A 24232-nucleotide genomic window follows, 5' to 3' on the forward strand; every position below is an offset into this window, starting at 1 on the left:
GGCATTTTTTTGTGTCGTGGTTTTATGTGTATATCCGTTTCTGCGGTAACGCGTGCTTATGGTTCCGCTCTTACAACCATCCCTTTCAAGGTCCTGTGGGCTTGCTCGCGAAGAGGCCGACAAGCCCAGTATCCATTTGACTGAACCATCGCCATCGCGAGCAGGCTCGCTCCCACATTCAATCTCCAGTGAACACAAAATTCATATCCAACACAGAACCCCTGTGGGAGCGGGCTTGCTCGCGATGAGGTCAGTAAACCCAACATCCATGTGACTGAGTTACCGCCTTCGCGGCGGCCCGCGGAGCAATGCCATCGTTCAGGCATGCCGAGCCTAGGCGAGGCGCCGAGTGGTGGGGCAGAAGCGCTTTGGTTACTTTCGACTGGGCCGGCTTCCGGGCTTTTCGAAGGTGACCCGCCGTCAGGGCGGAACACTAAGCGGCCGTTATCGCAGCAATGGATATACACACCGACCAACCAGCCCCAAAACGAAGCCATAAAAAAACGGCGCCTTCCTTTCCAAGAAAAGCGCCGTTCGTGTACCAGCATCTATATCAGTCAATGTACTCAAACAACTTCACAATCTTCTGCACCCCGGACACACCCTGCACCAGATTGGTCGCCTGCGCCGCTTCCTGCTTGGTCAGCAACCCCAGCAGATACACGATGCCATTCTCAGTCACAACCTTGATGCGCGAACCAGGGATGCTGGCGTCGGTCAGCATCTGCGTCTTGATCTTGGTGGTCAGCCAGGCATCGTTCTGGCGCGCCAGCAGCGAAGAAGGCTGCAGAACCTGAAGCTCGTTATGCACAGTCTTGACCCGCTGCACAGCGCTGGCTTCCTGTTCGGCCTTGGCCTTGAGGTCGGCGCGTGGGGTCTGGCCGGCCAGCAAGACGACACCGTTGAAGCTGGTGACGACGATGTGCGAGTTGTTGTCCAGGTCCGGATCGGCCTTGGCGATGTTCACGCCGACCTTGGTTTCAATCAGGGAGTCGTCGATCTTGCTGCCGAAGGTGCGGGTGCCGCGGTCATCTTCAATCGGCTTTTCCCGGCTGGCGTTAACCACCGATGTGCAGCCGCTGATGCCGAGGCACAGGGTCAGGGCCAGAAGGCCTAGGCGATTAGGGGTCATTCTTCACTCCCGAACAGTTGGCTGTCGATCAAGTCGCAAAGGCAGTGGATCGCCAGCAGGTGGACTTCCTGGATACGTGCGGTGACATTGGCCGGTACGCGGATCTCGACGTCTTCGGGCAATAGCAGTGACGCCATGCCGCCGCCGTCACGACCGGTCAATGCTACGACAATCATTTCGCGATCATGTGCGGCCTGGATCGCTTGAATAATGTTGGCCGAGTTGCCGCTGGTGGAAATCGCCAGCAGGACATCGCCGGGTTGGCCGAGGGCGCGGATCTGTTTGGAGAAGACTTCGTTGTAGCTATAGTCGTTGGCGATCGAGGTAATCGTCGAGCTGTCGGTGGTCAGGGCGATTGCCGGCAGGCTCGGGCGTTCGCGCTCGAAGCGGTTGAGCAGTTCCGAGGAGAAGTGCTGGGCGTCGCCGGCCGAGCCGCCGTTGCCGCACGAAAGCATCTTGCCCTCGTTGAGCAAGGCGTTGACCATCACTTGGCTGGCTTGCTCGATGTGCGGTGCAAGTACGTCCATCGCCTGTTGCTTGGTGTCGATACTGGCCTGAAAAAGCTGGCGAATTCGCGATTGCATGTCCATCTGTGTGACCTTAAGTAGCGCGACTTATCGGCACAAACATGTGCGGCGCGCAAAGCAAAGAGCAAAAAAGTTAGGTGAAGGTGTCCGGCTCAGCATGGGCGCTCAACTGTCGAAGGCGTTCTGCAGCCAGTTCAACTGGTCGGCGTTACTGTCGATGGCAACCACGTCGAAGCGGCAGGGATGATCGGCCCAGCGAGACTCGCGTTGCAGGAAGTACTGCGCGGCGAAAATCAACTTTTGGCGCTTGCGCCCGTCAATGCTGTCGAGCGCGCCACCCCATTGGGTATTTTTTCTATAGCGGACTTCGACGAATACTACTGTATCGCCGTCAAGCATGACCAGATCAAGCTCACCACGTTTACACAACCAGTTCTGCGCCAGCAGCCGCAGGCCGTGTTGCTCGAGATGCGCGAGGGCCTGGCCCTCGGCATCCCGTCCGCTTTGCTGGCGTGATCGGTCAGGCATTAGCGCTGGGTGTCCGGCAGGCGCTGCACCTGGCCATTGACGAACTCGGCCCAAGGCAGTTGACGCTGTACGCGCTGGGTGGGAGACACGGCCAGGCTGCCCGATAGGCCTTCGATGCGGCTGTCCGGCAACGTCTTGAGCTGGCCCAGGCGCGGCGCCAGGCGATAGGCGTCCGCCCCCATCGCGTACAACCGACCCAGGCTGCCACCCGCCTGGGGCCACTGCGCGGTGACCTGCTTGCGCAACGGGTCATTGGCGTCGAGCAGCCAGGGGGTTTCACAGAAGCGGATGCCGCTCATGTCGTTGTACTGGTTCTGGTCGCCGCTGGCGCTGAACACCGAGGACGTTGCGTAGACCGGCACGTCGCCGGCGTACTGGAAGTTCAGGGTCGGCTTGATCTGCTGGGCCTGCTGCGGTGTCGAGGCAAGGAAGATGAACTCGATGTCCTGGCGACGGGACGGCTGGGCCGCGACCGTGGTGCCGACGGTGTTTTGCAGGCTCTTGGCGCGACCTTCGCTCTGGCGCAACTGGAACATGTCGGCGATCTGCTGGGCCAGTTGGACCGGCTGGTCGACACGTTCGATGGCGACGATGGTGCCGCCGTTGGCCTGCCAGTCCTGGCTGAAGGCCTTGAGCACGCGATCGCCCCATTCGCCCTTCGGTACCATGACGGCGGCGCGGTGCAGGCCATCGGCACGGGCGCGGCGGGACACTTCGCGGGCTTCATCCTCAGGCGCCAGGCCGAACTGGAACAGTTGCGGTGGCCCTTGTTCGCCTTCGCTGTAGTTCAGTGCCAGGGTGGTGATCGGCAATTGCGGGCGGGTGCTGATCTGCTTGACCAGCGGTTTTTCCAGCGGGCCGATGACCAGTTGCACGCCGTCGGCCTGGGCCTTGCGATAGAACTCGTCCATGGAGGTCAGGCTGGCGCTGTCATAGAACTGGATGCTTGGCGGCGTCTGCCCGGCCTGCTGGGCCTGGTAGTGGGCAGCCATGAAGCCCTCGCGCAAGGCCTTGGCAACCGCGGCCAACTGGCCATTCTGTGGCAGCAGCAGGGCGATCTTGCTCAGTGGCTGGCTGGCCAGTTCCTTGAGCTTGACCAGGGGTGTCGGCAGTTGGAGGGCGGCAGGGTGCTTCGGGTTCTGTTCGCGCCAGTGGTCGATGGCCGCCTGCTGCTGTTCCAGGGTCCCAGCGGTCTTGACGACTTGGGCCAGGCTCAGCCAGCCGCCGAGGTCGTCGGCGGAGGTGGGCTGCAACTGGTCGGTGGGCAGCGAGGCGATCAGCGACCAGATGGTTTCGTGGTTTTTCGCCGCGGCGTCGTTCTCCAGCAGGGGCGCAATGAAAATGCGCTCCTTGGCGGCGGCCAGGGTCTGGCCATCGGCCTCGAGGGCGCGGGCACGGACGGTGCCGGTGCGGACCTGCTGCTCCACCGGCATTTCGCTCAGGTGTTGCAGGCTTGGATGGCTCAGGGCGGTCAGCGCAGCCTTGGGCTGGTTGCGGGTCATTGCCAGTTCAGCCGACAGCGTGCTGGCGAAAATCTGCTGGCCGGGCTTGAGTTGCTCCATCGGCACTTGTTGCAGGATCTGTGCGGACTGGCCGGCATTGCCCTGGCGGTAGGCCAGGTCTGCGGCGCTCAGGCGCAGCAGGGCGGCTTTTTCCGGGTTTTTGCTTTGGGTGGCCTGTTCGAGCAGTTGCTCGATACTGGCATCCGGGGTCCGTGGGAGTTCGCCAAGGCTGGACGAGGGCGAGCTGGCGCAAGCCGCCAGGAGGGCAGCGAGGCAGAGGGCGGAGAGCAGCCGCAGGCAAGCGATCATGTAAGTGTTCCTGATACGAGATCAAATTAGCGTCGAATTGTACCCAAGCACTGGCCGGGGCGCGATGTTAGTGGCGTGAATCGATCAATTTAGGTATTTCAAAGAGTGCGGCGCAGCACAAAAGACAGGCATTGACCCTTTGTGGCTAGGGAGCTTGCTCCCGCTGGGCTGCGTAGCAGCCCCAAAAAACATTCAACACGCTACCTCAGGATGTGGCTGGCAGATTTTACGGCTGCTGCGCAGCCGAGCGGGAGCAAGCTCCCTCGCCACAAAGGCTGGTGCAACCTTCCAGAGGCCGGCATTGCTTCGGGTTACCCGTTACCGCGAACAGCCGAGACCGCCGCTACACGCTACAATGGCGGTTTTTACCGATCATGAGGTGCGCGTTTTGACTGCTCCAGGTGCTTTGAATTCCGCTGCCGGCTCGCTTTATGTGGTGGCGACGCCCATCGGCAACCTGGACGATATCAGTGCCCGGGCGCTGAAAATCCTGCAGGAGGTCGCACTGATCGCGGCTGAAGACACGCGCCACTCCCAGCGCCTGCTGCAGCATTTCGGCATTTCCACGCCGTTGGCGGCCTGTCATGAGCACAATGAGCGGGACGAAGGCAGTCGTTTTATTACTCGGCTGTTAGCGGGCGATAACGTTGCGCTGATTTCCGATGCCGGTACGCCGCTGATTTCCGACCCCGGCTATCATCTGGTGCGCCAGGCCCGGGCGGCCGGCATCAGTGTGGTGCCTGTACCGGGAGCTTGCGCGTTGATCGCGGCGCTGTCGGCGGCAGGCCTGCCGTCGGACCGTTTCATTTTCGAGGGTTTCCTGCCGGCCAAGGCGGTGGGCCGGCGGGCGCGCCTGGAGGCTATAAAGGAGGAGCCGCGCACGCTGATTTTCTATGAGGCGCCGCACCGTATCCTCGAATGCCTGCAAGACATGGAGTGGGTGTTCGGCCCCGAGCGCCAGGCGCTGCTGGCCCGGGAGTTGACCAAGACCTTTGAAACCCTCAAGGGCCTGCCCTTGGCCGAGTTGCGCGCCTTCGTCGAAAGCGACAGCAACCAGCAGCGTGGCGAGTGCGTCGTGCTGGTGGCGGGCTGGACACCGCCGCAAAACGAGGACGCCGTCAGCAGCGAGGCGATGCGCGTCCTGAACCTGCTGCTGGAGGAAATGCCCCTCAAGCGCGCCGCGGCGCTGGCGGCGCAGATCACCGGCGAGCGCAAGAATGTGCTGTACCAGGTCGCACTGGAAAAACAGAAAGACCAGTGAAACCGGGACACGGTGCTGGCCCGGGGCTTTTAGCGCTTGTTCTTCAAGCGCTCTACCGTTAACCTTCGCGGCGGAGAGTCGATCGGACAGTCGCTGCCCTCTATGAAAATTAGAGGGGGGAGGAAAGTCCGGGCTCCATAGGGCGAAGTGCCAGGTAATGCCTGGGAGGCGTGAGCCTACGGAAAGTGCCACAGAAAATAACCGCCTAAGCGTTTCGGCGCCGGTAAGGGTGAAAAGGTGCGGTAAGAGCGCACCGCACGGCTGGCAACAGTTCGTGGCTAGGTAAACCCCACTTGGAGCAAGACCAAATAGGGTCCCAAGGCGTGGCCCGCGCTGGGACCGGGTAGGTTGCTAAAGATGTCCAGTGATGGCCATCGTAGACGAATGACTGTTCAAGACAGAACCCGGCTTACAGATCGACTCTCCACCTTTTCCCTTCCTGCCGGAATCACTGGCAGACGCAGTTCCTAATACCAAAAAAATCTTACTCTTAACAAATCACTTTAACTTGTGCGCGCAGTCCCCTGTGCTGCTTCAGGTTAGGGCGATTTTTCCTACGTCAGATTCTTTGTTACCCCTCCTGAAACGCTCCTAAATCTCCGATCTATAAGGCTTTTCCTTCATTGCGCGCCTTGACGGTGCGGTGGGCGCATTCCTATAGTGTGCGCAAGTGGCGGAAAGTGGCATGAAGTGGGTTTTCTTGAAGGTAAAACGCCAAAAAGTGGAGAAACGCAGACGTGTTTCGCGGAGCTAACGCTATCAGTCTCGATGCAAAAGGCCGGCTCGCCATGCCTAGCCGGTATCGTGACGAGCTCGTTTCGCGAAGTTCGGGGCAGTTAATCGTCACGATCGACGCCGTTGACCCATGTTTGTGCGTTTACCCTCTGGATGAGTGGGAAATCATCGAAACCAAACTGCGCGCATTGCCTTCGCTGCGTGAAGAAAACCGCCGGCTGCAACGCTTGCTGATCGGTAATGCCGTCGACCTCGAGCTCGATGGCAGCGGTCGTTTCCTGGTGCCGCCGCGCCTGCGCGAGTACGCCAGGCTGGACAAGCGCGCGATGCTGGTGGGCCAACTGAACAAGTTCCAACTGTGGGACGAAGATGCCTGGAATGCGGTTTCTGCCGCTGACCTCGCTGCTATTCAACAACCGGGCGCCATGCCTGATGAACTGCGTGATTTGATCCTGTGACTATTGATAGCGGCTTTAACCACATCACCGTACTGCTTGACGAAGCCGTCGAGGCTCTCGCCGTACGTCCTGATGGCTGCTATCTGGACGGTACGTTCGGGCGTGGCGGACACAGCCGGCTAATTCTCAGCCAGCTCGGTCCGGACGGCCGGTTGCTGGGGTTCGACAAGGATCCTCAAGCGATTGCCACCGGGCAAGCGCTGGCGGCCGAAGACGGCCGCTTTGTCGTTGTGCAGCGCAGCTTTGCCGAGCTGGGCGCCGAAGTCGCCGAGCGCGGCCTGGCCGGCAAGGTCAGTGGCGTGCTGCTCGACCTGGGCGTGTCGTCGCCGCAACTGGACGACCCGGAACGCGGCTTCAGTTTCCTCAATGACGGTCCGTTGGACATGCGCATGGACCCGTCCCGTGGGATCAGCGCCGCCGAATTCGTCAACACCGCTCCGGTGGAAGAAATCGCCCGTGTCTTCAAGGAATACGGCGAAGAGCGTTTCTCCGGCCGCATGGCCCGCGCCGTGGTCGAGCGCCGCGACATCAAGCCCTTCGAGCGTACCGGCGACCTGGCCGAAGTGCTGAAAGTGGCCAACCCGGCCTGGGAAAAGGGCAAGAACCCGGCGACCCGTGCTTTCCAGGGCTTGCGCATCCACGTGAACAACGAGCTGGGCGACCTGGAAGTCGGTCTCGAAGCGGCGCTTGAAGCGCTGGAGATCGGTGGTCGGCTGGTGGTGATCAGCTTCCATTCCCTGGAAGATCGCATCGTCAAGCTGTTCATGCGCAAGCTCACCAAAGGCGAAGCCGATAACCTGCCGCGCAACCTGCCGGTGCGTTTCGAAGCCTTCGTGCCGAAAATCAAGATCCATGGCAAAGCGCAGTTCGCCTCCGACGCCGAACTCAAGGCCAACCCACGTGCCCGTAGCGCCGTCATGCGTGTCGCGGAGAAGTTGCGGTGAGCAAGCTCTTCGCCAAGCCCCTGCCTGGCGGCAGCTTTTTCATGCTGCTGCTGTTTATCGGCGTGCTCGTGTCGGCCATCGCCGTATCCTATAGCGCGCACTGGAACCGGCAGTTGCTCAATACCCTCTACAACGAGCTGAGCGTGCGCGACAAGGCGCAGGCCGAGTGGGGCCGGTTGATCCTGGAGCAAAGCACCTGGACCGCCCATAGCCGTATCGAAGTACTGGCCACCGAACAGCTGAAAATGCGCATTCCCGGCGCCGCCGAAGTGCAAATGGTGGCGCCATGATGAAACTCGAAGGGGCGCTGTTCCCGTGGCGGTTTCGTCTGGTCCTGGGCTTGCTCGGGATCATGGTGGCGGCGATTTCGTGGCGCATCATCGACCTGCAGGTCATCGACCGTGACTTCCTCAAGGGGCAGGGCGACGCTCGCAGTGTGCGTCATATTCCAATTCCGGCGCACCGTGGCCTGATCACCGACCGCAACGGCGAACCCCTGGCCGTGAGTACCCCGGTGACCACCTTGTGGGCCAACGCCAAGGAAATGCAGCAAGCCAAGGAAAAATGGCCGGCCTTGGCCGCCGCCCTCGGGCAGGACCCCAAGGCCCTGGCCGAGCGTCTTGAAGCCCAAGCCAATAAAGAATTCATCTATCTGGTGCGCGGATTGACGCCCGAGCAAGGCCAGGGCGTGCTCGACCTGAAAGTGCCCGGTGTCTACGGCATCGAAGAATTCCGGCGTTTCTACCCGGCCGGTGAAGTCACCGCCCACATGGTCGGGTTTACCGACATCGATGATCGAGGGCGCGAAGGGGTCGAACTGGCCTATGACGAATGGCTTGCCGGGGTCGCCGGCAAACGCCAGGTTATCAAGGACCGGCGCGGCAGGCTGATCAAGGATGTCCAAGTCACCAAAAACGCCAAGGCCGGCAAGCCCTTGGCGTTGTCCATTGACCTGCGCCTGCAATACCTGGCCAACCGCGAGCTGCGCAACGCCATCGTCGAGAACGGTGCCAAGGCCGGCAGCCTGGTAATCATGGACGTGAAGACCGGCGAGATCCTGGCGATGGTCAACCAGCCGACCTACAACCCGAACAACCGCCGCAACCTGCAACCGGCGATGATGCGCAACCGCGCGATGATCGACGTGTTCGAGCCGGGTTCGACCATGAAAGCCGTGTCCATGGCCGCCGCCCTGGAAACCGGGCGCTGGAAGCCAAGCGACACCGTCGAGGTCTACCCGGGCACCCTGCAGATCGGCAAGTACACCATCCGTGACGTGTCCAAGACTGAAGGCCCGGTGCTCGACCTGACCGGCATCCTGATCAACTCCAGTAACGTCGGCATGAGCAAGATCGCCTTCGATATCGGCGGCGAGACGATTTATCGCCTGGCCCAGAAAATCGGCCTCGGCCAGGACACCGGCCTGGGCTTTCCGGGCGAGCGTGTCGGCAACCTGCCGAACTACCGTGACTGGCGCAAGGCTGAGACCGCGACGTTGTCCTATGGCTACGGCGTTTCCGTGACCGCGATCCAGTTGGTCCACGCGTTTTCCGCGCTGGCGAACAACGGGCGCATGGCACCGCTGACCCTGATCAAGACCGACAAGCCACCGCAGGCCACCCAGGTGATCCCGGAAAACGTCGCCAAGACCATGCAGGGCATGCTGCAACAGGTGATCGAGGCGCCGCGTGGTGTCTACCGCGCCCAGGTGCCGGCCTATCACGTGGCAGGCAAGTCGGGTACGGCCCGCAAAACCTCCGTGGGCACCAAAGGCTACGCCGAGAATTCCTACCGTTCGCTGTTTGCCGGTTTCGGTCCGATGAGCGACCCGCGCTACGCCATCGTCGTGGTCATCGACGAACCGAGCAAGGCGGGCTACTTCGGTGGCCTGGTCTCGGCGCCGGTGTTCAGCAAAGTGATGTCAGGCACCCTGCGCCTGATGAACATTACGCCGGATAACCTGCCGCCGACCCAGCAGGCCAATACCGCACCGGTCATTCCCTTGAAAGCCGAAGGAGGGCGTGGCTGATGTCCCTGAGCCTGAACAAGATTTTTGCCCACGCCGGTCACGATCTGCTGATTCGTGAATTGGCCCTGGACAGCCGCAATGTACGTGCCGGGGATTTGTTCCTGGCGGTGCCGGGTGGCCGTGTCGATGGTCGCGACCATATCGCCGACGCCCTGAAGCGCGGCGCGGCTGCCGTGGCGTACGAAGTGCAAGGCGCGACCGTGCTGCCGATCACTGACGTGCCGCTGATTCCGGTGAAGGGCCTGGCGGCGCAACTGTCGGACATCGCCGGGCGGTTTTATGGCGACCCGAGCCGCCACCTGAACCTGGTGGGCGTGACCGGCACCAACGGCAAGACCAGCGTGACCCAACTGGTGGCCCAGGCCTTGGACCTGCTCGGCCAGCATTGCGGCATTGTCGGCACCTTGGGCAACGGTTTTCATGGCGCGCTGGAAAGCGGCCTGCACACCACGCCGAACCCGATTGCCGTGCAAGCGACCCTGGCGGACTTGAAGAAGGCCGGTGCCAAGGCCGTTGCGATGGAAGTCTCGTCCCATGGCCTGGACCAGGGTCGTGTGACGGCGCTGGCGTTCGACGTCGCGGTGTTGACCAACCTGTCCCGCGACCACCTGGACTACCACGGCACCATGCAGGCCTACGGCGAAGCCAAGGCCAAGCTGTTCGCCTGGAATGACTTGAAATGCCGGGTCATCAATCTCGACGACGAGTTCGGCCGGCAACTGGCCGCCGACAAGCGCGAGTCCCGGCTGATCACCTATAGCCTGGAAGATACCAGCGCCTACCTTTATATACGCCAGGCGCAGTTCGACGATGAAGGCGTGCGCGCCACGCTGGTCACGCCCCAGGGCGAGCACCATCTGCGCAGCACCTTGCTCGGCCGCTTCAACCTGAGCAACGTATTGGCGGCCATCGGCGCCTTGCTCGGCCTGGACTACGCGCTGGACGAAATTCTCAAGGTCTTGCCAAAACTCGAGGGGCCAGCCGGACGCATGCAACGCCTGGGCGGTGGGACTCAGCCACTGGTTGTGGTCGATTACGCCCATACCCCCGACGCGTTGGAAAAAGTCCTCACGGCCCTGCGTCCTCACGCCAAGGGTCGGCTGCTGTGCCTGTTCGGCTGCGGCGGCGATCGCGATCGCGGCAAACGCCCGTTGATGGCAGAAGTGGTGGAGCGTCTGGCGGACGGCGTGCTGGTCACCGATGACAACCCGCGCAGCGAAGACCCGCTGCGGATCTTCGACGACATCCGCGCCGGTTTTACCGCTGTGGATAACGTCACCTTCGTCGCCGGCCGCGGCCAGGCCATTGCACAGTTGATCGCCAGCGCCTCGGCGGACGATGTCATCGTCCTGGCCGGCAAGGGCCATGAGGACTATCAGGAAATCAACGGCGAACGCCATGGGTTCTCCGATTTGGTGGAAGCCGATCACGCCCTGACCGCGTGGGAGGTGGCCCATGCTTAAAGCCTTGAAACTCAGCGAACTGACCAACGCCCTGAATGCGCGCCTCATTTCTGCGGACGCCGCCTTCAGCGGCGTGAGCATCGACAGCCGGGCGATCGCGCCGGGGCAATTGTTTGTCGCCCTGGCCGGGCCGCGTTTCGATGGCCATGATTACTTGAACGAGGTCGCGGGCAAAGGTGCGGTCGCCGCATTGGTCGAGCGGGAAGTGAGCAACAGCACGTTGCCGCAATTGCTCGTCAGCGACACTCGCCAGGCCCTGGGCCAGCTCGGTGCGCTGAACCGCGCAGCGTATGGCAACCCGGTCGCGGCCATTACCGGTTCCAGCGGCAAGACCACAGTCAAGGAAATGCTTGCCAGCATCCTGCGCACTCGTGGTCCGGTGTTGGCAACCCGTGGCAACCTGAACAACGACCTCGGTGTGCCCCTGACCTTGCTGGAACTGGCGCCGGAACACAGCGCCGCCGTCATTGAATTGGGGGCTTCGCGGCTCGGCGAGATCGCCTACACCGTGGCCATGACCAAGCCCCACGTGGCGGTGCTCAACAACGCCGGGACCGCCCACGTCGGCGAGTTCGGCGGCCCGGAAAAAATCGTCGAGGCCAAGGGCGAGATCATCGAAGGGCTGGATGCCAATGGCGTCGCCGTGCTGAATCTCGACGACAAGGCCTTCGAAATCTGGAAGACCCGGGCGGGGGAGCGCAAGGTGCTGACCTTTGCCCTGAGCAACCTCGCCGCGAATTTCTACGCCAGCGACCTGGACCGTGATGCCCGCGGTTGCCCGGCCTTCAACCTGCACAGCCCCGACGGTGCCGAGCGGGTCCAATTGAACCTGCTGGGCACCCATAACGTTGCCAACGCCCTGGCCGCCGCGGCTGCCGCCCATGCCCTGGGCGTGTCGCTGCCGGGCATCGTTGCCGGACTGAACGCCGTGCAGCCGGTCAAGGGGCGCTCTGTCGCGCAACTGGCCAGCAACGGCATGCGCGTGATCGACGACACCTATAACGCCAACCCGTCGTCCATGTGCGCGGCGGTGGATATCCTCGCCGGTTTCTCCGGCCGTACCGTGCTGGTGCTGGGGGATATCGGCGAGCTGGGCGAATGGGCGCAACAGGGACATCACGATGTCGGTGCCTATGCGCGTGGCAAGGTCGATGCGCTGTATGCGGTCGGTCCGATGATGGCCCATGCGGTCGCTGCGTTTGGCGAGCACGCACGGCATTTCACTACTCAAGCCGAATTGATCCAGGCCCTGGGCGCCGAGCAGGACCCGAACACCACCTTATTGATCAAGGGTTCACGCAGCGCAGCGATGGAAAACATCGTCGCGGCGCTGTGCGGCACCACCACGGAGAAACATTAATGCTGCTGCTGCTAGCGGAGTACCTGCAACAGTTCCACAAAGGCTTCGCGGTCTTCCAATACCTGACCCTGCGCGGGATCCTGGGTGTGCTGACCGCGTTGTCGTTGTCGCTGTTCCTGGGCCCGTGGATGATCCGCACCCTGCAGAACCTGCAGATCGGCCAGTCGGTCCGTAACGACGGTCCGCAATCGCACCTGTCCAAATCCGGTACCCCGACCATGGGGGGCGCGCTGATCCTGTCGTCCATCGGCATCAGCACTTTGCTCTGGGCCGACCTGGCGAACCGCTACGTCTGGGTCGTGCTGCTGGTGACGCTGTTCTTCGGCGCCATCGGTTGGGTCGACGACTATCGCAAGGTCATCGAGAAGAACTCCCGTGGGCTGCCAAGCCGCTGGAAATATTTCTGGCAATCGGTGTTCGGCCTCGGCGCGGCGATCTTCCTTTATATGACCGCCGCCTCGCCGGTGGAAACCACCCTGATCCTGCCGATGCTCAAGGACTACAGCATTCCGCTGGGCGCTGGTTTCATTGTGTTGACCTACCTGGTGATCGTCGGTTCGAGCAACGCGGTCAACCTCACTGACGGCCTCGACGGCCTGGCGATCATGCCGACGGTCATGGTCGGCGGCGCCCTGGGGATCTTCTGCTACCTGTCGGGTAACGTGAAGTTCGCCGAATACCTGCTGATCCCGTATGTGCCGGGCGCGGGCGAATTGATTGTGTTCTGCGGTGCGCTGATCGGTGCCGGCCTGGGCTTCCTGTGGTTCAACACCTACCCGGCGCAAGTCTTCATGGGCGACGTCGGCGCGCTGGCGCTGGGCGCGGCCCTGGGCACCATCGCCGTGATCGTTCGCCAGGAAATCGTCCTGTTCATCATGGGCGGTGTGTTCGTGATGGAGACCCTGTCAGTCGTCATTCAGGTGGCCTCCTTTAAATTGACCGGCCGCCGCGTATTCCGCATGGCGCCGATCCACCACCACTTTGAACTCAAGGGCTGGCCCGAGCCACGCGTGATCGTCCGTTTCTGGATCATCACCGTGATCCTGGTGCTGGTCGGCCTTGCCACCCTGAAGCTGAGGTAGAACGAGTGTCCCTGATCGCTTCTGACCACTTCCGCATCGTTGTCGGCCTCGGCAAGAGCGGCATGTCCCTGGTTCGCTTCCTGGCGAACCGGGGCGTGTCGTTTGCCGTGGCCGATACGCGGGAAAATCCGCCTGAGCTGGCCACGCTGCGCCGTGACTATCCACAGGTGGACGTGCGTTGTGGCGAGCTGGACGTCGAATTCCTGTGCCGTGCCGATGAGCTCTACGTGAGTCCCGGCCTGGCCCTGGCGACCCCAGCCCTGCAGGCTGCCGCTGCCCGTGGCGTGAAATTGTCCGGCGACATCGAGCTATTCGCGCGCAACGCCAAGGCGCCGATCATTGCCATCAGCGGTTCGAACGCCAAGAGCACCGTCACCACCCTGGTGGGCGAGATGGCCGCGGCGGCCGGCAAGCGCGTCGCCGTGGGCGGCAACCTCGGTACCCCGGCGCTGGACCTGCTCAGCGATGACGTCGAGCTGTACGTGATGGAACTGTCGAGCTTCCAGCTCGAGACCACCGACCACCTCGGCGCCGAAGTGGCCACCGTGCTCAACGTCAGCGAAGACCACATGGACCGCTACAGCGGCCTGCCGGCATATCACCTGGCCAAGCACCGGATCTTCCGCGGTGCCCGGCAAGTGGTGTTCAACCGCCAGGACGCCTTGACCCGGCCGTTGCTGGGCGAGGGCATGCCGTGCTGGTCCTTCGGCCTGGGCGTTCCGGATTTCAAAGGCTTCGGGCTGCGTGAAGAGAATGGCGAGAAATACCTGGCCTTCGAATTCCAGGTCCTGATGCCGGTGCGCGAGTTGAAAATTCGCGGCGCCCACAACCAGGCCAATGCCCTGGCTGCGTTGGCCCTGGGGCATGCGGTCGGTCTGCCGTTCGACGCCATGCTCTCGGCCCTGCGCACCTTCGCCGGCCTTGAGCACCGCTGCCAGTGGGTACGCGACCTCGATGGCGTGGCCTGGTACAACGACTCCAAGGCCACCAACGTCGGTGCCGCGCTCGCGGCCATCGACGGCCTGGGCGCGGACATCGACGGCAAGCTCGTGCTGATCGCCGGCGGCGACGGCAAGGGTGCCGATTTCAAGGACCTGCGCGACCCCGTTGCCGCCAACTGCCGCGCCGTGGTGCTGATGGGCCGTGATCGCGAATTGATCGCCCAGGCCCTCGGCGATGCCGTGCCGCTGGTGCGCGTCGCTTCGCTGGACGAGGCGGTGCAGCAATGCCGCGCCCTTGCTCAACCGGGCGATGCAGTCCTGTTGTCGCCGGCCTGCGCCAGTTTCGACATGTTCAAGAACTACGAAGAGCGTGGGCAGTTGTTCGCCCAGGCCGCGGAGGGCTTGGCATGAACCTGATGAACATCATCAAGCCGTACCCGTCGCCGCTGATCACCGGTCGTGGCATCGATCTGGATTTCCCGATGCTCGCCGGTTGCCTGGCCTTGCTGGGCCTGGGCCTGGTGATGATCACCTCCGCGTCGTCGGAAGTGGCCGCCGTGCAGTCGGGCAACACCCTTTACCACATGATCCGCCACCTGATTTACCTGGTGATCGGCCTGGGCGCGTGCATCGTCACCATGATGGTGCCGATCGCCACCTGGCAACGCCTGGGCTGGATGATGTTGCTCGGTGCCTTCGGCCTGTTGGTGATGGTGCTCTTGCCGGGTATTGGCCGCGAGGTCAACGGCTCGATGCGCTGGATCGGCTTCAGCTTCTTCAACGTCCAGCCTTCGGAGATCGCCAAGGTCTTCGTGGTGATCTACCTCGCCGGTTACCTGGTGCGTCGCCAGAAGGAAGTGCGCGAGAGCTGGATGGGGTTCTTCAAGCCGTTCATCGTGTTGCTGCCGATGGCCGGCCTGCTGCTGATGGAGCCGGACTTCGGCGCCACGGTGGTGATGATGGGCGCGGCGGCGGCGATGCTGTTCCTCGGCGGCGTCGGGCTGTTCCGTTTCACCTTGATGGTCGCGCTGGCGGTGGCGGCGGTAACGGTGCTGGTGCAAGCACAACCGTATCGGATGGCGCGCCTGATCACCTTTACCGATCCGTGGGCCGACCAGTTCGGTTCCGGCTATCAATTGACCCAGGCGCTGATTGCCTTCGGTCGCGGCGAGTGGCTGGGCGTGGGCCTGGGCAACAGCGTGCAGAAGCAGTTCTACCTGCCGGAAGCCCACACCGACTTCGTGTTCTCGGTCCTGGCCGAAGAACTGGGGATGGTGGGTTCCCTGTGCACCGTCGCCCTGTTCGTGTTCGTCTGCGTGCGTGGCATGTACATCGGCTTGTGGGCGGAAAAGGCCAAACAGTTCTTCGCCGCCTATGTGGCGTATGGCTTGTCGTTCCTGTGGATCGGCCAGTTTTTGATCAACATCGGCGTGAACGTCGGCCTGTTGCCGACCAAAGGCCTGACGCTGCCGTTCCTCAGTTACGGCGGCAGCTCCCTGGTGATCTGCTGTGCCTGTCTCGGCCTGTTGCTGCGCATCGAATGGGAGAGTCGAACCCACCTGGGCAGCGAAGAGATGGAATTCCAGGAGAGCGACTTCGCCGAGGAGCCGACTCATGGGCGCTAACGTGCTGATCATGGCGGGCGGTACCGGCGGGCACGTATTCCCGGCGCTGGCCTGTGCCCGGGAGTTTCAGGCACGCGGCTACACCGTGCACTGGCTGGGCACGCCACGGGGCATCGAGAACGAACTGGTGCCCGGCGCCGGCCTCGAACTGCACCGGATCGACGCCAGCGGCCTGCGGGGCAAGGGCAAGCTGTCGTTGCTCAAGGCACCGCTGATGCTGCTCAAGTCGGTCTGGCAGGCGCGGGCAATCATTCGTCGGCTGCGGCCGGTGTGCGTGGTCGGGTTCGGCGGTTATGTGACCGGGCCGGGCGGCGTTGCGGCAAAACTGGCCGGTGTGCCGGTGATCGTCCACGAGCAGAACGCCGTGGCCGGTACCGCCAATCGGTTACTGGTGCCGTTGGCCGCCCGGGTCTGTGAAGCCTTTCCCGACACCTTTACCCTGTCGGGCAGCCGTCGCACCACCGGCAATCCGGTGCGTACCGAGCTGTTCCTCGAAACACCGCGCCCGGCCCTGGCCGGACGCAAGGCGCGTTTGCTGGTCCTGGGTGGAAGCCTGGGGGCGGAACCGTTGAACAAATTGCTGCCCGAAGCCCTGTCGCAGGTCGCCCCCGAACTGCGCCCGGAAGTGTTTCACCAGGCCGGCAAAAACCACGATGAAGTGACCGCCGAGCGCTACCGCGCCGCCGGCGTCGAGGCGCAAGTGCAGCCTTTCATCAAAGACATGGCCCAAGCCTATGGCTGGGCCGACCTGGTGGTCTGCCGCGCAGGCGCGCTGACCATCAGTGAACTGGCTGCCGCCGGTCTGCCCTCGATGCTGGTGCCTTTGCCCCACGCCATCGACGATCACCAGACCCGTAACGCCGATTATTTGGCCCGTGAAGGCGCTGCCTTCCTGATGCCGCAAAGAACGACTGGCGCCGCGGATCTTGCCGCCCGCCTGACAGAGGTTTTGATGCAGCCGCAACGACTTGAAGACATGGCCCGCGCCGCGCGCCGCCTGGCCAAACCCGATGCCACGGCCCAAGTGGTCGATACCTGCCTGGAGGTGGCCCATGGTTGAGAATCGCAAAGCCATGCCGCAACCGGAAATGCGCCGTATCCGCCGCATCCACTTCGTCGGTATCGGCGGCGTGGGCATGTGCGGGATCGCCGAGGTGCTGCTGAACCTGGGTTACCAGGTCTCGGGTTCCGACCTGAAGGCTTCCTCGGTCACCGAGCGCCTGGAATCCTTCGGCGCGCAGATTTTTATCGGCCACCGTGCCGAGAACGCCGCCAATGCCGACGTGCTGGTGGTGTCCAGCGCCGTGAACACGTCCAACCCGGAAGTCGCCACCGCCCTGGAACGCCGCATCCCGGTGGTGCCACGGGCCGAGATGCTCGCCGAGCTGATGCGCTATCGCCACGGCATCGCCGTCGCCGGTACTCATGGCAAGACCACCACCACCAGCCTGATCGCCTCGGTGTTCGCCGCTGGTGGCCTGGACCCGACGTTCGTGATCGGTGGCCGCCTGAATGCCGCCGGCACCAATGCCCAACTGGGCACCAGCCGCTACCTGATCGCCGAAGCCGACGAGAGCGATGCGAGTTTCCTGCACTTGCAACCGCTGGTGGCCGTGGTGACCAACATCGATGCCGACCACATGGCGACCTACGACGGCGACTTCAACAAGCTGAAGAAAACCTTCGTGGAGTTTTTGCACAACCTGCCGTTCTACGGTCTGGCGGTGGTGTGCCTGGACGATCCGGTGGTGCGTGAGATCCTGCCGCTGATCAAGCGTCCGACCGTGACCTACGGTTTTGGCGAAGACGCCGACGTACGCGCCATCAACGTGCGCCAGCAGGGCATGCAGACGTTCTTCACCGTGTTGCGTCCTGATCGCGAGCCGTTGGACGTGTCGGTGAACATGCCTGGCAACCACAACGTGCTCAACGCCTTGGCCACTATCTGCATCGCCACCGACGAAGGCGTCAGCGATGAAGCCATCGTCCAGGGCCTGTCCGGGTTCCAGGGTGTGGGCCGACGCTTCCAGGTCTACGGCGAATTGCCGGTGGATGGCGGCAACGTGATGCTGGTGGACGACTACGGCCACCACCCGACCGAAGTCGCGGCGGTGATCAAGGCCGTGCGCGGTGGCTGGCCGGAGCGGCGCCTGGTGATGGTCTACCAGCCGCACCGCTACAGCCGCACCCGCGACCTGTACGACGATTTCGTCCAGGTATTGGCCGACGCCAACGTGCTGCTGTTGATGGAAGTCTACCCGGCCGGTGAAGAGCCGATCCCGGGGGCCGACAGCCGCCAGCTGTGCCACAGCATTCGCCAGCGTGGCCAGTTGGACCCGATCTACATCGAACGCGGCGTGGACCTCGCACCGCTGGTCAAGCCGCTGCTGCGCGCCGGCGACATCCTGCTGTGCCAGGGTGCCGGCGACATCGGTGGCCTGGCCCCGAAACTGTTGAACAGTCCGTTATTCGCCGGAGCCATCGTGGCGTCCAGCGAGGGGAAACTGAAATGACTGCTGCCTACGCCAACCTGGTCTCGACCCTCGATCCGAAAGCCTTCGGCCGCGTTGCCGTGCTGTTCGGTGGCAAGAGCGCCGAGCGCGAGGTCTCCCTCAAGTCCGGCAACGCCGTGCTGCAAGCCTTGCAAAGTGCCGGCGTCGACGCCTTCGGCATCGATGTGGGCGACGATTTCCTGCAGCGCCTGCTCAGCGAAAAGATCGACCGCGCGTTTATCATTCTCCACGGTCGCGGCGGTGAAGACGGCAGCATGCAAGGCCTGCTCGAATGCCTGGGCATTCCCTACACCGGCAGCGGCATCCTCGCGTCCGCCCTGGCGATGGACAAGCTGCGTACCAAGCAGGTCTGGCACAGCCTCGGCATTCCGACGCCGCGTCACGCCGTGCTGGCGTCCGAGGCCGATTGTATTTCGGCGGCCACGGAACTGGGCTTCCCTTTGATCGTCAAACCGGCCCATGAAGGTTCAAGTATCGGCATGGCGAAAGTGAATTCGCTGCCTGAGTTGACCGCAGCCTGGAAGGACGCCAGTTCCTACGATTCGCAAGTGTTGGTCGAACAGTGGATCACCGGTCCCGAGTTCACCATCGCTACCCTGCGTGACCAGGTGTTGCCCCCGATTGCGCTGGGCACGCCCCACACGTTCTACGACTACGACGCCAAGTACATCGCCAACGATACCCAGTACCGCATTCCCTGCGGGCTGGATGCGGCCAAGGAAAAACAACTGATGGACCTCACGGCCAAGGCCTGTGAGGCGCTGGGTATCGCCGGTTGGGGCCGGGCGGACGTGATGCAGGACGCCGATGGGCAGTTCTGGTTCCTGGAAGTCAACACCGCCCCTGGCATGACCGATCACAGCCTGGTACCGATGGCGGCCCGCGCCGCCGGCCTGGATTTCCAGCAACTGGTGCTCTCGATCCTGGCCGCCAGTGTCGGCCAACAAGAGCCAAGAGGTTAAGCCATGCAAGGCGCATCGCTTCGTCATCAGCCATCCGCACCCGGTCGCAAGCCGGTGCCGCGGGGTGCCAGCCGAATGGTGGCCAAAGAGCCGATGTCGGCGCGCTTGCCGAAAGCCAATTTTGGCTTTCTCAAGAGCCTGTTCTGGCCAGTGATGCTGGTTGCGCTGGGGTTCGGTACGTATGAAGGCGCGCAACGGTTGTTGCCGTATGCCGATCGGCCAATCGCGCGGATCAACGTCCAGGGCGACCTGAGCTACATCAGCCAGCAGGCGGTGCAGCAGCGGATCGCGCCGTTCGTCGCGTCGAGCTTCTTCACCATCGACCTGGCGGGCATGCGCACGGAGCTGGAGCAGATGCCCTGGATCGCCCACGCCGAAGTCCGGCGGGTGTGGCCCGACCAGGTGTCGATTCGCCTGGAAGAACAGCTGCCGGTGGCCCGTTGGGGCGACGAGTCGCTGTTGAACAACCAGGGCCAGGCGTTTACGCCGCGGGAACTGGCCAACTATGAACATTTGCCACAACTGTTCGGTCCACAGCGGGCCCAGCAGCAAGTCATGCAGCAATACCAGGTGTTGAGCCAGATGTTGCGGCCGTTGGGCTTCTCCATCGCGCGCCTGGAGTTGCGTGAGCGCGGCAGTTGGTTCCTGACCACTGGCGCGGGCAGCTCGGGGCCGGGCATCGAGCTGTTGCTCGGTCGCGGCAACCTGGTGGAAAAGATGCGCCGCTTCATCGCCATCTATGACAAGACGCTCAAAGAACAGATTACGAACATTGCGCGCATCGATCTGCGCTACGCCAACGGCCTGGCCGTTGGCTGGCGGGAACCTGTAGCGCCGACGACGGCCGAACCCGCCGTCGCGAAGAATTAAGAAGAGGCAGGACCCATGGCAAACGTGCAAAGCGGGAAAATGATCGTCGGTCTCGATATCGGCACTTCCAAGGTGGTGGCTCTGGTAGGCGAAGTCGCGGACGACGGCACGCTGGTCATCGTCGGGATCGGTACACACCCGTCCCGCGGCTTGAAGAAAGGCGTGGTGGTGAACATCGAGTCCACCGTGCAATCGATCCAGCGCGCCATCGAAGAGGCGCAACTGATGGCCGGTTGCCGGATCCACTCGGCGTTCGTCGGCGTGGCGGGCAATCACATCCGCAGCCTGAACTCCCACGGTATCGTGGCGATTCGTGATCGCGAAGTCAGCTCCGCGGACCTTGAGCGCGTCCTCGACGCGGCCCAGGCCGTGGCGATCCCGGCCGACCAGCGTGTGCTGCACACCCTGCCGCAGGATTACGTGATCGATAACCAGGAAGGCGTGCGCGAGCCCCTGGGCATGTCCGGCGTGCGCCTGGAAGCCAAGGTCCACGTGGTGACCTGTGCGGTGAACGCCGCGCAGAACATCGAGAAATGCGTACGTCGCTGCGGCCTGGAAATCGACGACATCATCCTCGAGCAACTGGCCTCGGCCTACTCGGTGCTGACCGACGACGAGAAAGAGCTGGGCGTGTGCCTAGTGGACATCGGCGGCGGCACCACCGACATCGCGATCTTCACCGAAGGCGCGATCCGCCACACGGCCGTGATCCCGATTGCCGGCGACCAGGTGACCAACGACATCGCCATGGCGTTGCGCACCCCGACCCAGTACGCCGAGGAAATCAAGATCCGCTACGCCTGTGCCCTGGCGAAACTGGCCGGTGCCGGTGAAACCATCAAGGTGCCAAGCGTCGGCGACCGTCCACCGCGCGAACTGTCGCGCCAGGCCCTGGCCGAAGTGGTCGAGCCGCGTTACGACGAGCTGTTCACGCTGATCCAGGCCGAACTGCGTCGCAGTGGCTACGAAGACCTGATCCCGGCCGGCATCGTGCTGACCGGCGGTACCTCGAAGATGGAAGGCGCGGTCGAGCTGGCCGAGGAGATTTTCCACATGCCGGTGCGCCTGGGCGTGCCCCATGGCGTCAAGGGCCTGGATGACGTGGTCCGCAACCCGATCTATTCCACCGGCGTGGGCCTGTTGATGTACGGCCTGCAAAAACAGTCCGACGGGATCTCGTTCTCGGGCATTGGCAGTCGCGACAGCTACAGCAGCGAAGAGCCGAAGGCACCGCTGTTCGAGCGTCTCCAGGCTTGGGTCAAGGGCAACTTCTAACAGTTTCAAAGCTTCACGCGGCAGGTTTCAGGCTTGGCGCTGGAAGACGCAGCAAACGCAGTAGGCGAAAAAACTAGAGAATGAAAGGAGAGGGAACATGTTCGAACTCGTAGACAACATCCCCGCTAGCCCGGTTATCAAAGTAATCGGTGTCGGCGGTGGCGGCGGCAACGCTGTCAACCACATGGTCAAGAGCAACATCGAAGGCGTCGAATTCATCTGCGCCAACACCGATGCTCAAGCGCTGAAAAACATCGGCGCGCGGACCATCCTGCAACTGGGTACCGGCGTGACCAAGGGCCTGGGTGCCGGCGCGAATCCCGAGGTTGGCCGTCAGGCTGCCCTGGAAGACCGCGAGCGCATCGCTGAAGTCCTGGCCGGCACCAACATGGTGTTCATCACCACGGGCATGGGCGGTGGTACCGGTACCGGTGCTGCGCCGATCATTGCCGAAGTGGCCAAGGAAATGGGTATCCTCACCGTTGCGGTGGTGACCCGTCCGTTCCCGTTCGAAGGCCGCAAGCGCATGCAGATCGCCGATGAAGGCATCCGCGCGCTGAGCGAAAGCGTCGACTCGTTGATCACCATCCCCAACGAGAAGCTGCTGACCATCCTGGGTAAAGACGCAAGCCTCTTGTCGGCTTTCGCCAAGGCCGATGACGTGTTGGCCGGTGCCGTTCGCGGTATTTCCGACATCATCAAGCGTCCAGGCATGATCAACGTCGACTTCGCCGACGTACGCACCGTGATGTCCGAAATGGGCATGGCGATGATGGGCACTGGCTGCGCCAGCGGTCCGAACCGTGCGCGCGAAGCCACCGAAGCGGCCATCCGCAACCCGCTGCTCGAAGACGTCAACCTGCAGGGCGCCCGTGGCATCCTGGTGAACATCACCGCCGGTCCGGACTTGTCCTTGGGCGAGTACTCCGACGTGGGTAGCATCATCGAGGCGTTCGCTTCCGACCACGCGATGGTCAAGGTCGGCACCGTGATCGATCCGGACATGCGTGACGAGCTGCACGTGACCGTGGTTGCCACCGGCCTGGGCGCGAAAATCGAGAAACCGATGAAGGTGATCGACAATACCGTGCAGACCGCCATGGCCTCCCAGCCACAGCAGCAAGCCCCCGTTCGTCAGGAACAGCCTGCGGTGAACTACCGTGACCTGGACCGTCCGACCGTCATGCGCAACCAGGCCCAGGCCGGTGCTGCGACTGCCGCGAAGATGAATCCGCAAGACGATCTGGATTACCTGGACATCCCAGCTTTCCTGCGTCGTCAGGCCGATTGATGAAATGTATCAGGGGGATACGGGTGATTGGTGTTCAGCAAAGGTCTGGTCTGCTATTATCGCCAGCCTTTGTTGATACCAGTTCGCAATTTGCGCTGAAGCGGCCCATGCCATGATTAAACAACGCACCCTGAAGAATATTATCCGTGCCACAGGTGTCGGCCTGCACTCCGGCGAGAAGGTCTACCTGACCCTCAAGCCCGCGCCTGTCGATACCGGCATCGTGTTTTGTCGTGCCGACCTCGACCCTGTGGTGCAGATTCCTGCTCGCGCGGAAAACGTTGGTGAAACCACTATGTCGACCACGTTGGTCAACGGTGACACCAAAGTGGATACGGTGGAGCATTTGCTCTCGGCCATGGCTGGCCTGGGCATCGATAACGCCTACGTCGAGCTCTCCGCGTCCGAAGTCCCGATCATGGATGGCAGTGCCGGACCCTTCGTATTCCTGATTCAATCGGCTGGCCTGGAAGAGCAGGACGCAGCCAAGAAGTTCATCCGCATCCTGCGGGAAGTGACAGTGGAAGACGGCGACAAGCGCGCCACTTTCGTCCCTTTCGAAGGTTTCAAGGTGAGCTTCGAGATCGATTTCGATCACCCGGTTTTCCGTGACCGCACCCAGAGTGCAAGCGTGGATTTTTCCAGCACTTCGTTCGTAAAAGAAGTCAGCCGCGCCCGTACCTTTGGTTTCATGAGTGATATCGAGTACCTGCGCAAGCACAACCTCGCACTCGGCGGCAGTGTTGAAAACGCGATCGTGGTCGATTCCGATGGTGTATTGAACGAAGACGGTCTTCGCTATGAAGACGAATTCGTCAAGCACAAGATCCTCGATGCAATCGGCGACCTCTACCTGCTGGGCAATAGCTTGATTGGTGAGTTCAAGGGCTTCAAGTCCGGACACGCACTGAACAACCAGCTGCTGCGCAAGTTGATTGAGCAGAAAGATGCTTGGGAAGTCGTGACGTTCGAAGACGCCAGCACCGCACCAATCTCTTACATGCGTCCTGTCGCGGCCGTGTAAGCAAAAAACCTCTCTAGTTTTTGAAGGCTGCCTTTGGGTGGCCTTTTTTTATGGTCGCGTTTTGGGTGTGTATATCCGTTTCTTCGGTAACGGCTGCTTAGGGTTCCGCCCTTACGGCGGGTCATTTCTGGAAGAGCCCCCCGTGTCAGCCGACCTGGTTCTTGAGGGAACCGTGTTCCTCCTGTGGGAGCGAGCCTGCTCGCGAAGGGGCCGGCACATCCAACATCACCGCAAACTGACACACCTCCATCGCGAGCAAGCTCGCTCCCACAGTGTTTACCGTGGATCAATCTGTGGCGTGATGGCTGGGAAGCTTTTGTGGCGAGGGAGCTTGCTCCCGCTTGAGTGCGCAGCGCTCATCGCTTTTTTGGGGCCGCTGCGCGACCCAGCGGGAGCAAGCT

The 24232-nt window shown here is 62.5% G+C and carries 21 protein-coding genes and 1 other RNA gene; 18 read left to right on the forward strand and 4 right to left on the reverse strand.

Annotated features, from left to right (window positions below; genetic code table 11):
• Positions 1-553: 553 nt before the first annotated feature.
• From HU767_RS11605 to HU767_RS11620, 4 genes are all read right to left on the reverse strand, one after another.
• Positions 554-1132: a BON domain-containing protein gene (locus HU767_RS11605; RefSeq protein WP_030139689.1), complete on the reverse strand. Its 579-nt coding sequence runs from the start codon at positions 1130-1132 to the stop codon at positions 554-556.
• On the reverse strand, positions 1129-1722 hold the full coding sequence (locus HU767_RS11610; RefSeq protein WP_007928463.1) for a phosphoheptose isomerase: 594 nt from the start codon (positions 1720-1722) through the stop codon (positions 1129-1131). The genes HU767_RS11605 and HU767_RS11610 overlap by 4 nt, the downstream gene beginning before the upstream one ends.
• A 102-nt stretch (positions 1723-1824) precedes the next feature.
• On the reverse strand, positions 1825-2187 hold the full coding sequence (locus HU767_RS11615) for a YraN family protein (RefSeq protein WP_186705120.1): 363 nt from the start codon (positions 2185-2187) through the stop codon (positions 1825-1827).
• On the reverse strand, positions 2187-3998 hold the full coding sequence (locus HU767_RS11620; RefSeq protein ID WP_186705121.1) for a penicillin-binding protein activator: 1812 nt from the start codon (positions 3996-3998) through the stop codon (positions 2187-2189). Before HU767_RS11620 ends, HU767_RS11615 begins: the two co-directional genes overlap by 1 nt.
• Before the next feature lie 355 nt (positions 3999-4353).
• Here HU767_RS11620 and rsmI point away from each other — a divergent pair, with 355 nt between their 5' ends.
• From rsmI to lpxC, 18 genes are all read left to right on the forward strand, one after another.
• Positions 4354-5259, forward strand: coding sequence for a 16S rRNA (cytidine(1402)-2'-O)-methyltransferase (gene rsmI / locus HU767_RS11625; RefSeq protein ID WP_186729580.1), 906 nt, complete (start codon positions 4354-4356; stop codon positions 5257-5259).
• A gap of 74 nt (positions 5260-5333) precedes the next feature.
• Positions 5334-5687, forward strand: an RNA gene (rnpB, locus tag HU767_RS11630) — RNase P RNA component class A.
• A gap of 309 nt (positions 5688-5996) precedes the next feature.
• Positions 5997-6452 carry a division/cell wall cluster transcriptional repressor MraZ gene (mraZ, locus tag HU767_RS11635; RefSeq protein WP_186530428.1) on the forward strand — a complete coding sequence of 152 codons (456 nt, stop codon included), beginning with the start codon at positions 5997-5999 and terminating at the stop codon, positions 6450-6452.
• Between the two features lie 2 nt (positions 6453-6454).
• Entirely contained in the window at positions 6455-7396 is a 942-nt protein-coding gene (rsmH, locus tag HU767_RS11640; protein ID WP_186705197.1) for a 16S rRNA (cytosine(1402)-N(4))-methyltransferase RsmH, read from the forward strand.
• A complete protein-coding gene (gene ftsL, locus HU767_RS11645) occupies positions 7393-7686 on the forward strand; it encodes a cell division protein FtsL (RefSeq protein ID WP_003178214.1) in 294 nt (97 codons plus the stop codon). Before rsmH ends, ftsL begins: the two co-directional genes overlap by 4 nt.
• Positions 7686-9425 (forward strand): penicillin-binding protein 2, encoded by a 1740-nt coding sequence (locus tag HU767_RS11650; protein WP_186705198.1) that lies wholly within the window; start codon positions 7686-7688, stop codon positions 9423-9425. Before ftsL ends, HU767_RS11650 begins: the two co-directional genes overlap by 1 nt.
• A complete protein-coding gene (locus tag HU767_RS11655; RefSeq protein WP_186705123.1) occupies positions 9425-10888 on the forward strand; it encodes a UDP-N-acetylmuramoyl-L-alanyl-D-glutamate--2,6-diaminopimelate ligase in 1464 nt (487 codons plus the stop codon). The genes HU767_RS11650 and HU767_RS11655 overlap by 1 nt, the downstream gene beginning before the upstream one ends.
• On the forward strand, positions 10881-12248 hold the full coding sequence (gene murF / locus HU767_RS11660) for a UDP-N-acetylmuramoyl-tripeptide--D-alanyl-D-alanine ligase (protein WP_186729581.1): 1368 nt from the start codon (positions 10881-10883) through the stop codon (positions 12246-12248). Before HU767_RS11655 ends, murF begins: the two co-directional genes overlap by 8 nt.
• On the forward strand, positions 12248-13330 hold the full coding sequence (gene mraY, locus HU767_RS11665; RefSeq protein WP_063324484.1) for a phospho-N-acetylmuramoyl-pentapeptide-transferase: 1083 nt from the start codon (positions 12248-12250) through the stop codon (positions 13328-13330). Before murF ends, mraY begins: the two co-directional genes overlap by 1 nt.
• Positions 13331-13335: 5 nt before the next feature.
• Positions 13336-14682 (forward strand): UDP-N-acetylmuramoyl-L-alanine--D-glutamate ligase, encoded by a 1347-nt coding sequence (murD, locus tag HU767_RS11670; RefSeq protein ID WP_186729582.1) that lies wholly within the window; start codon positions 13336-13338, stop codon positions 14680-14682.
• Positions 14683-14684: 2 nt separating this feature from the next.
• Complete coding sequence (gene ftsW / locus HU767_RS11675) at positions 14685-15896, forward strand: putative lipid II flippase FtsW (protein WP_186705199.1); 1212 nt, start codon at positions 14685-14687, stop codon at positions 15894-15896.
• Positions 15886-16956, forward strand: a complete 1071-nt coding sequence (gene murG, locus HU767_RS11680) for an undecaprenyldiphospho-muramoylpentapeptide beta-N-acetylglucosaminyltransferase (RefSeq protein ID WP_186705126.1) — start codon at positions 15886-15888, stop codon at positions 16954-16956. Before ftsW ends, murG begins: the two co-directional genes overlap by 11 nt.
• The gene (gene murC, locus HU767_RS11685) at positions 16949-18409 is read left to right on the forward strand and encodes a UDP-N-acetylmuramate--L-alanine ligase (protein ID WP_186729583.1); all 1461 of its coding nucleotides are present in this window, start codon (positions 16949-16951) and stop codon (positions 18407-18409) included. Before murG ends, murC begins: the two co-directional genes overlap by 8 nt.
• Positions 18406-19371 carry a D-alanine--D-alanine ligase gene (locus HU767_RS11690; protein WP_053124955.1) on the forward strand — a complete coding sequence of 322 codons (966 nt, stop codon included), beginning with the start codon at positions 18406-18408 and terminating at the stop codon, positions 19369-19371. The genes murC and HU767_RS11690 overlap by 4 nt, the downstream gene beginning before the upstream one ends.
• Before the next feature lie 3 nt (positions 19372-19374).
• Entirely contained in the window at positions 19375-20241 is an 867-nt protein-coding gene (locus HU767_RS11695; protein ID WP_186705128.1) for a cell division protein FtsQ/DivIB, read from the forward strand.
• 15 nt (positions 20242-20256) lie between these two features.
• Positions 20257-21516, forward strand: coding sequence for a cell division protein FtsA (gene ftsA, locus HU767_RS11700; protein WP_058542749.1), 1260 nt, complete (start codon positions 20257-20259; stop codon positions 21514-21516).
• A gap of 97 nt (positions 21517-21613) precedes the next feature.
• Positions 21614-22807 (forward strand): cell division protein FtsZ, encoded by a 1194-nt coding sequence (gene ftsZ, locus HU767_RS11705; RefSeq protein ID WP_042729563.1) that lies wholly within the window; start codon positions 21614-21616, stop codon positions 22805-22807.
• 112 nt (positions 22808-22919) lie between these two features.
• Positions 22920-23831, forward strand: coding sequence for a UDP-3-O-acyl-N-acetylglucosamine deacetylase (lpxC, locus tag HU767_RS11710; RefSeq protein ID WP_030139673.1), 912 nt, complete (start codon positions 22920-22922; stop codon positions 23829-23831).
• Positions 23832-24232: the final 401 nt, after the last annotated feature.

Origin of the sequence: Pseudomonas sp. SWRI179 (assembly GCF_014268705.1) — a bacterium.
Classification (GTDB): Bacteria; Pseudomonadota; Gammaproteobacteria; order Pseudomonadales; family Pseudomonadaceae; genus Aquipseudomonas; species Aquipseudomonas zanjanensis.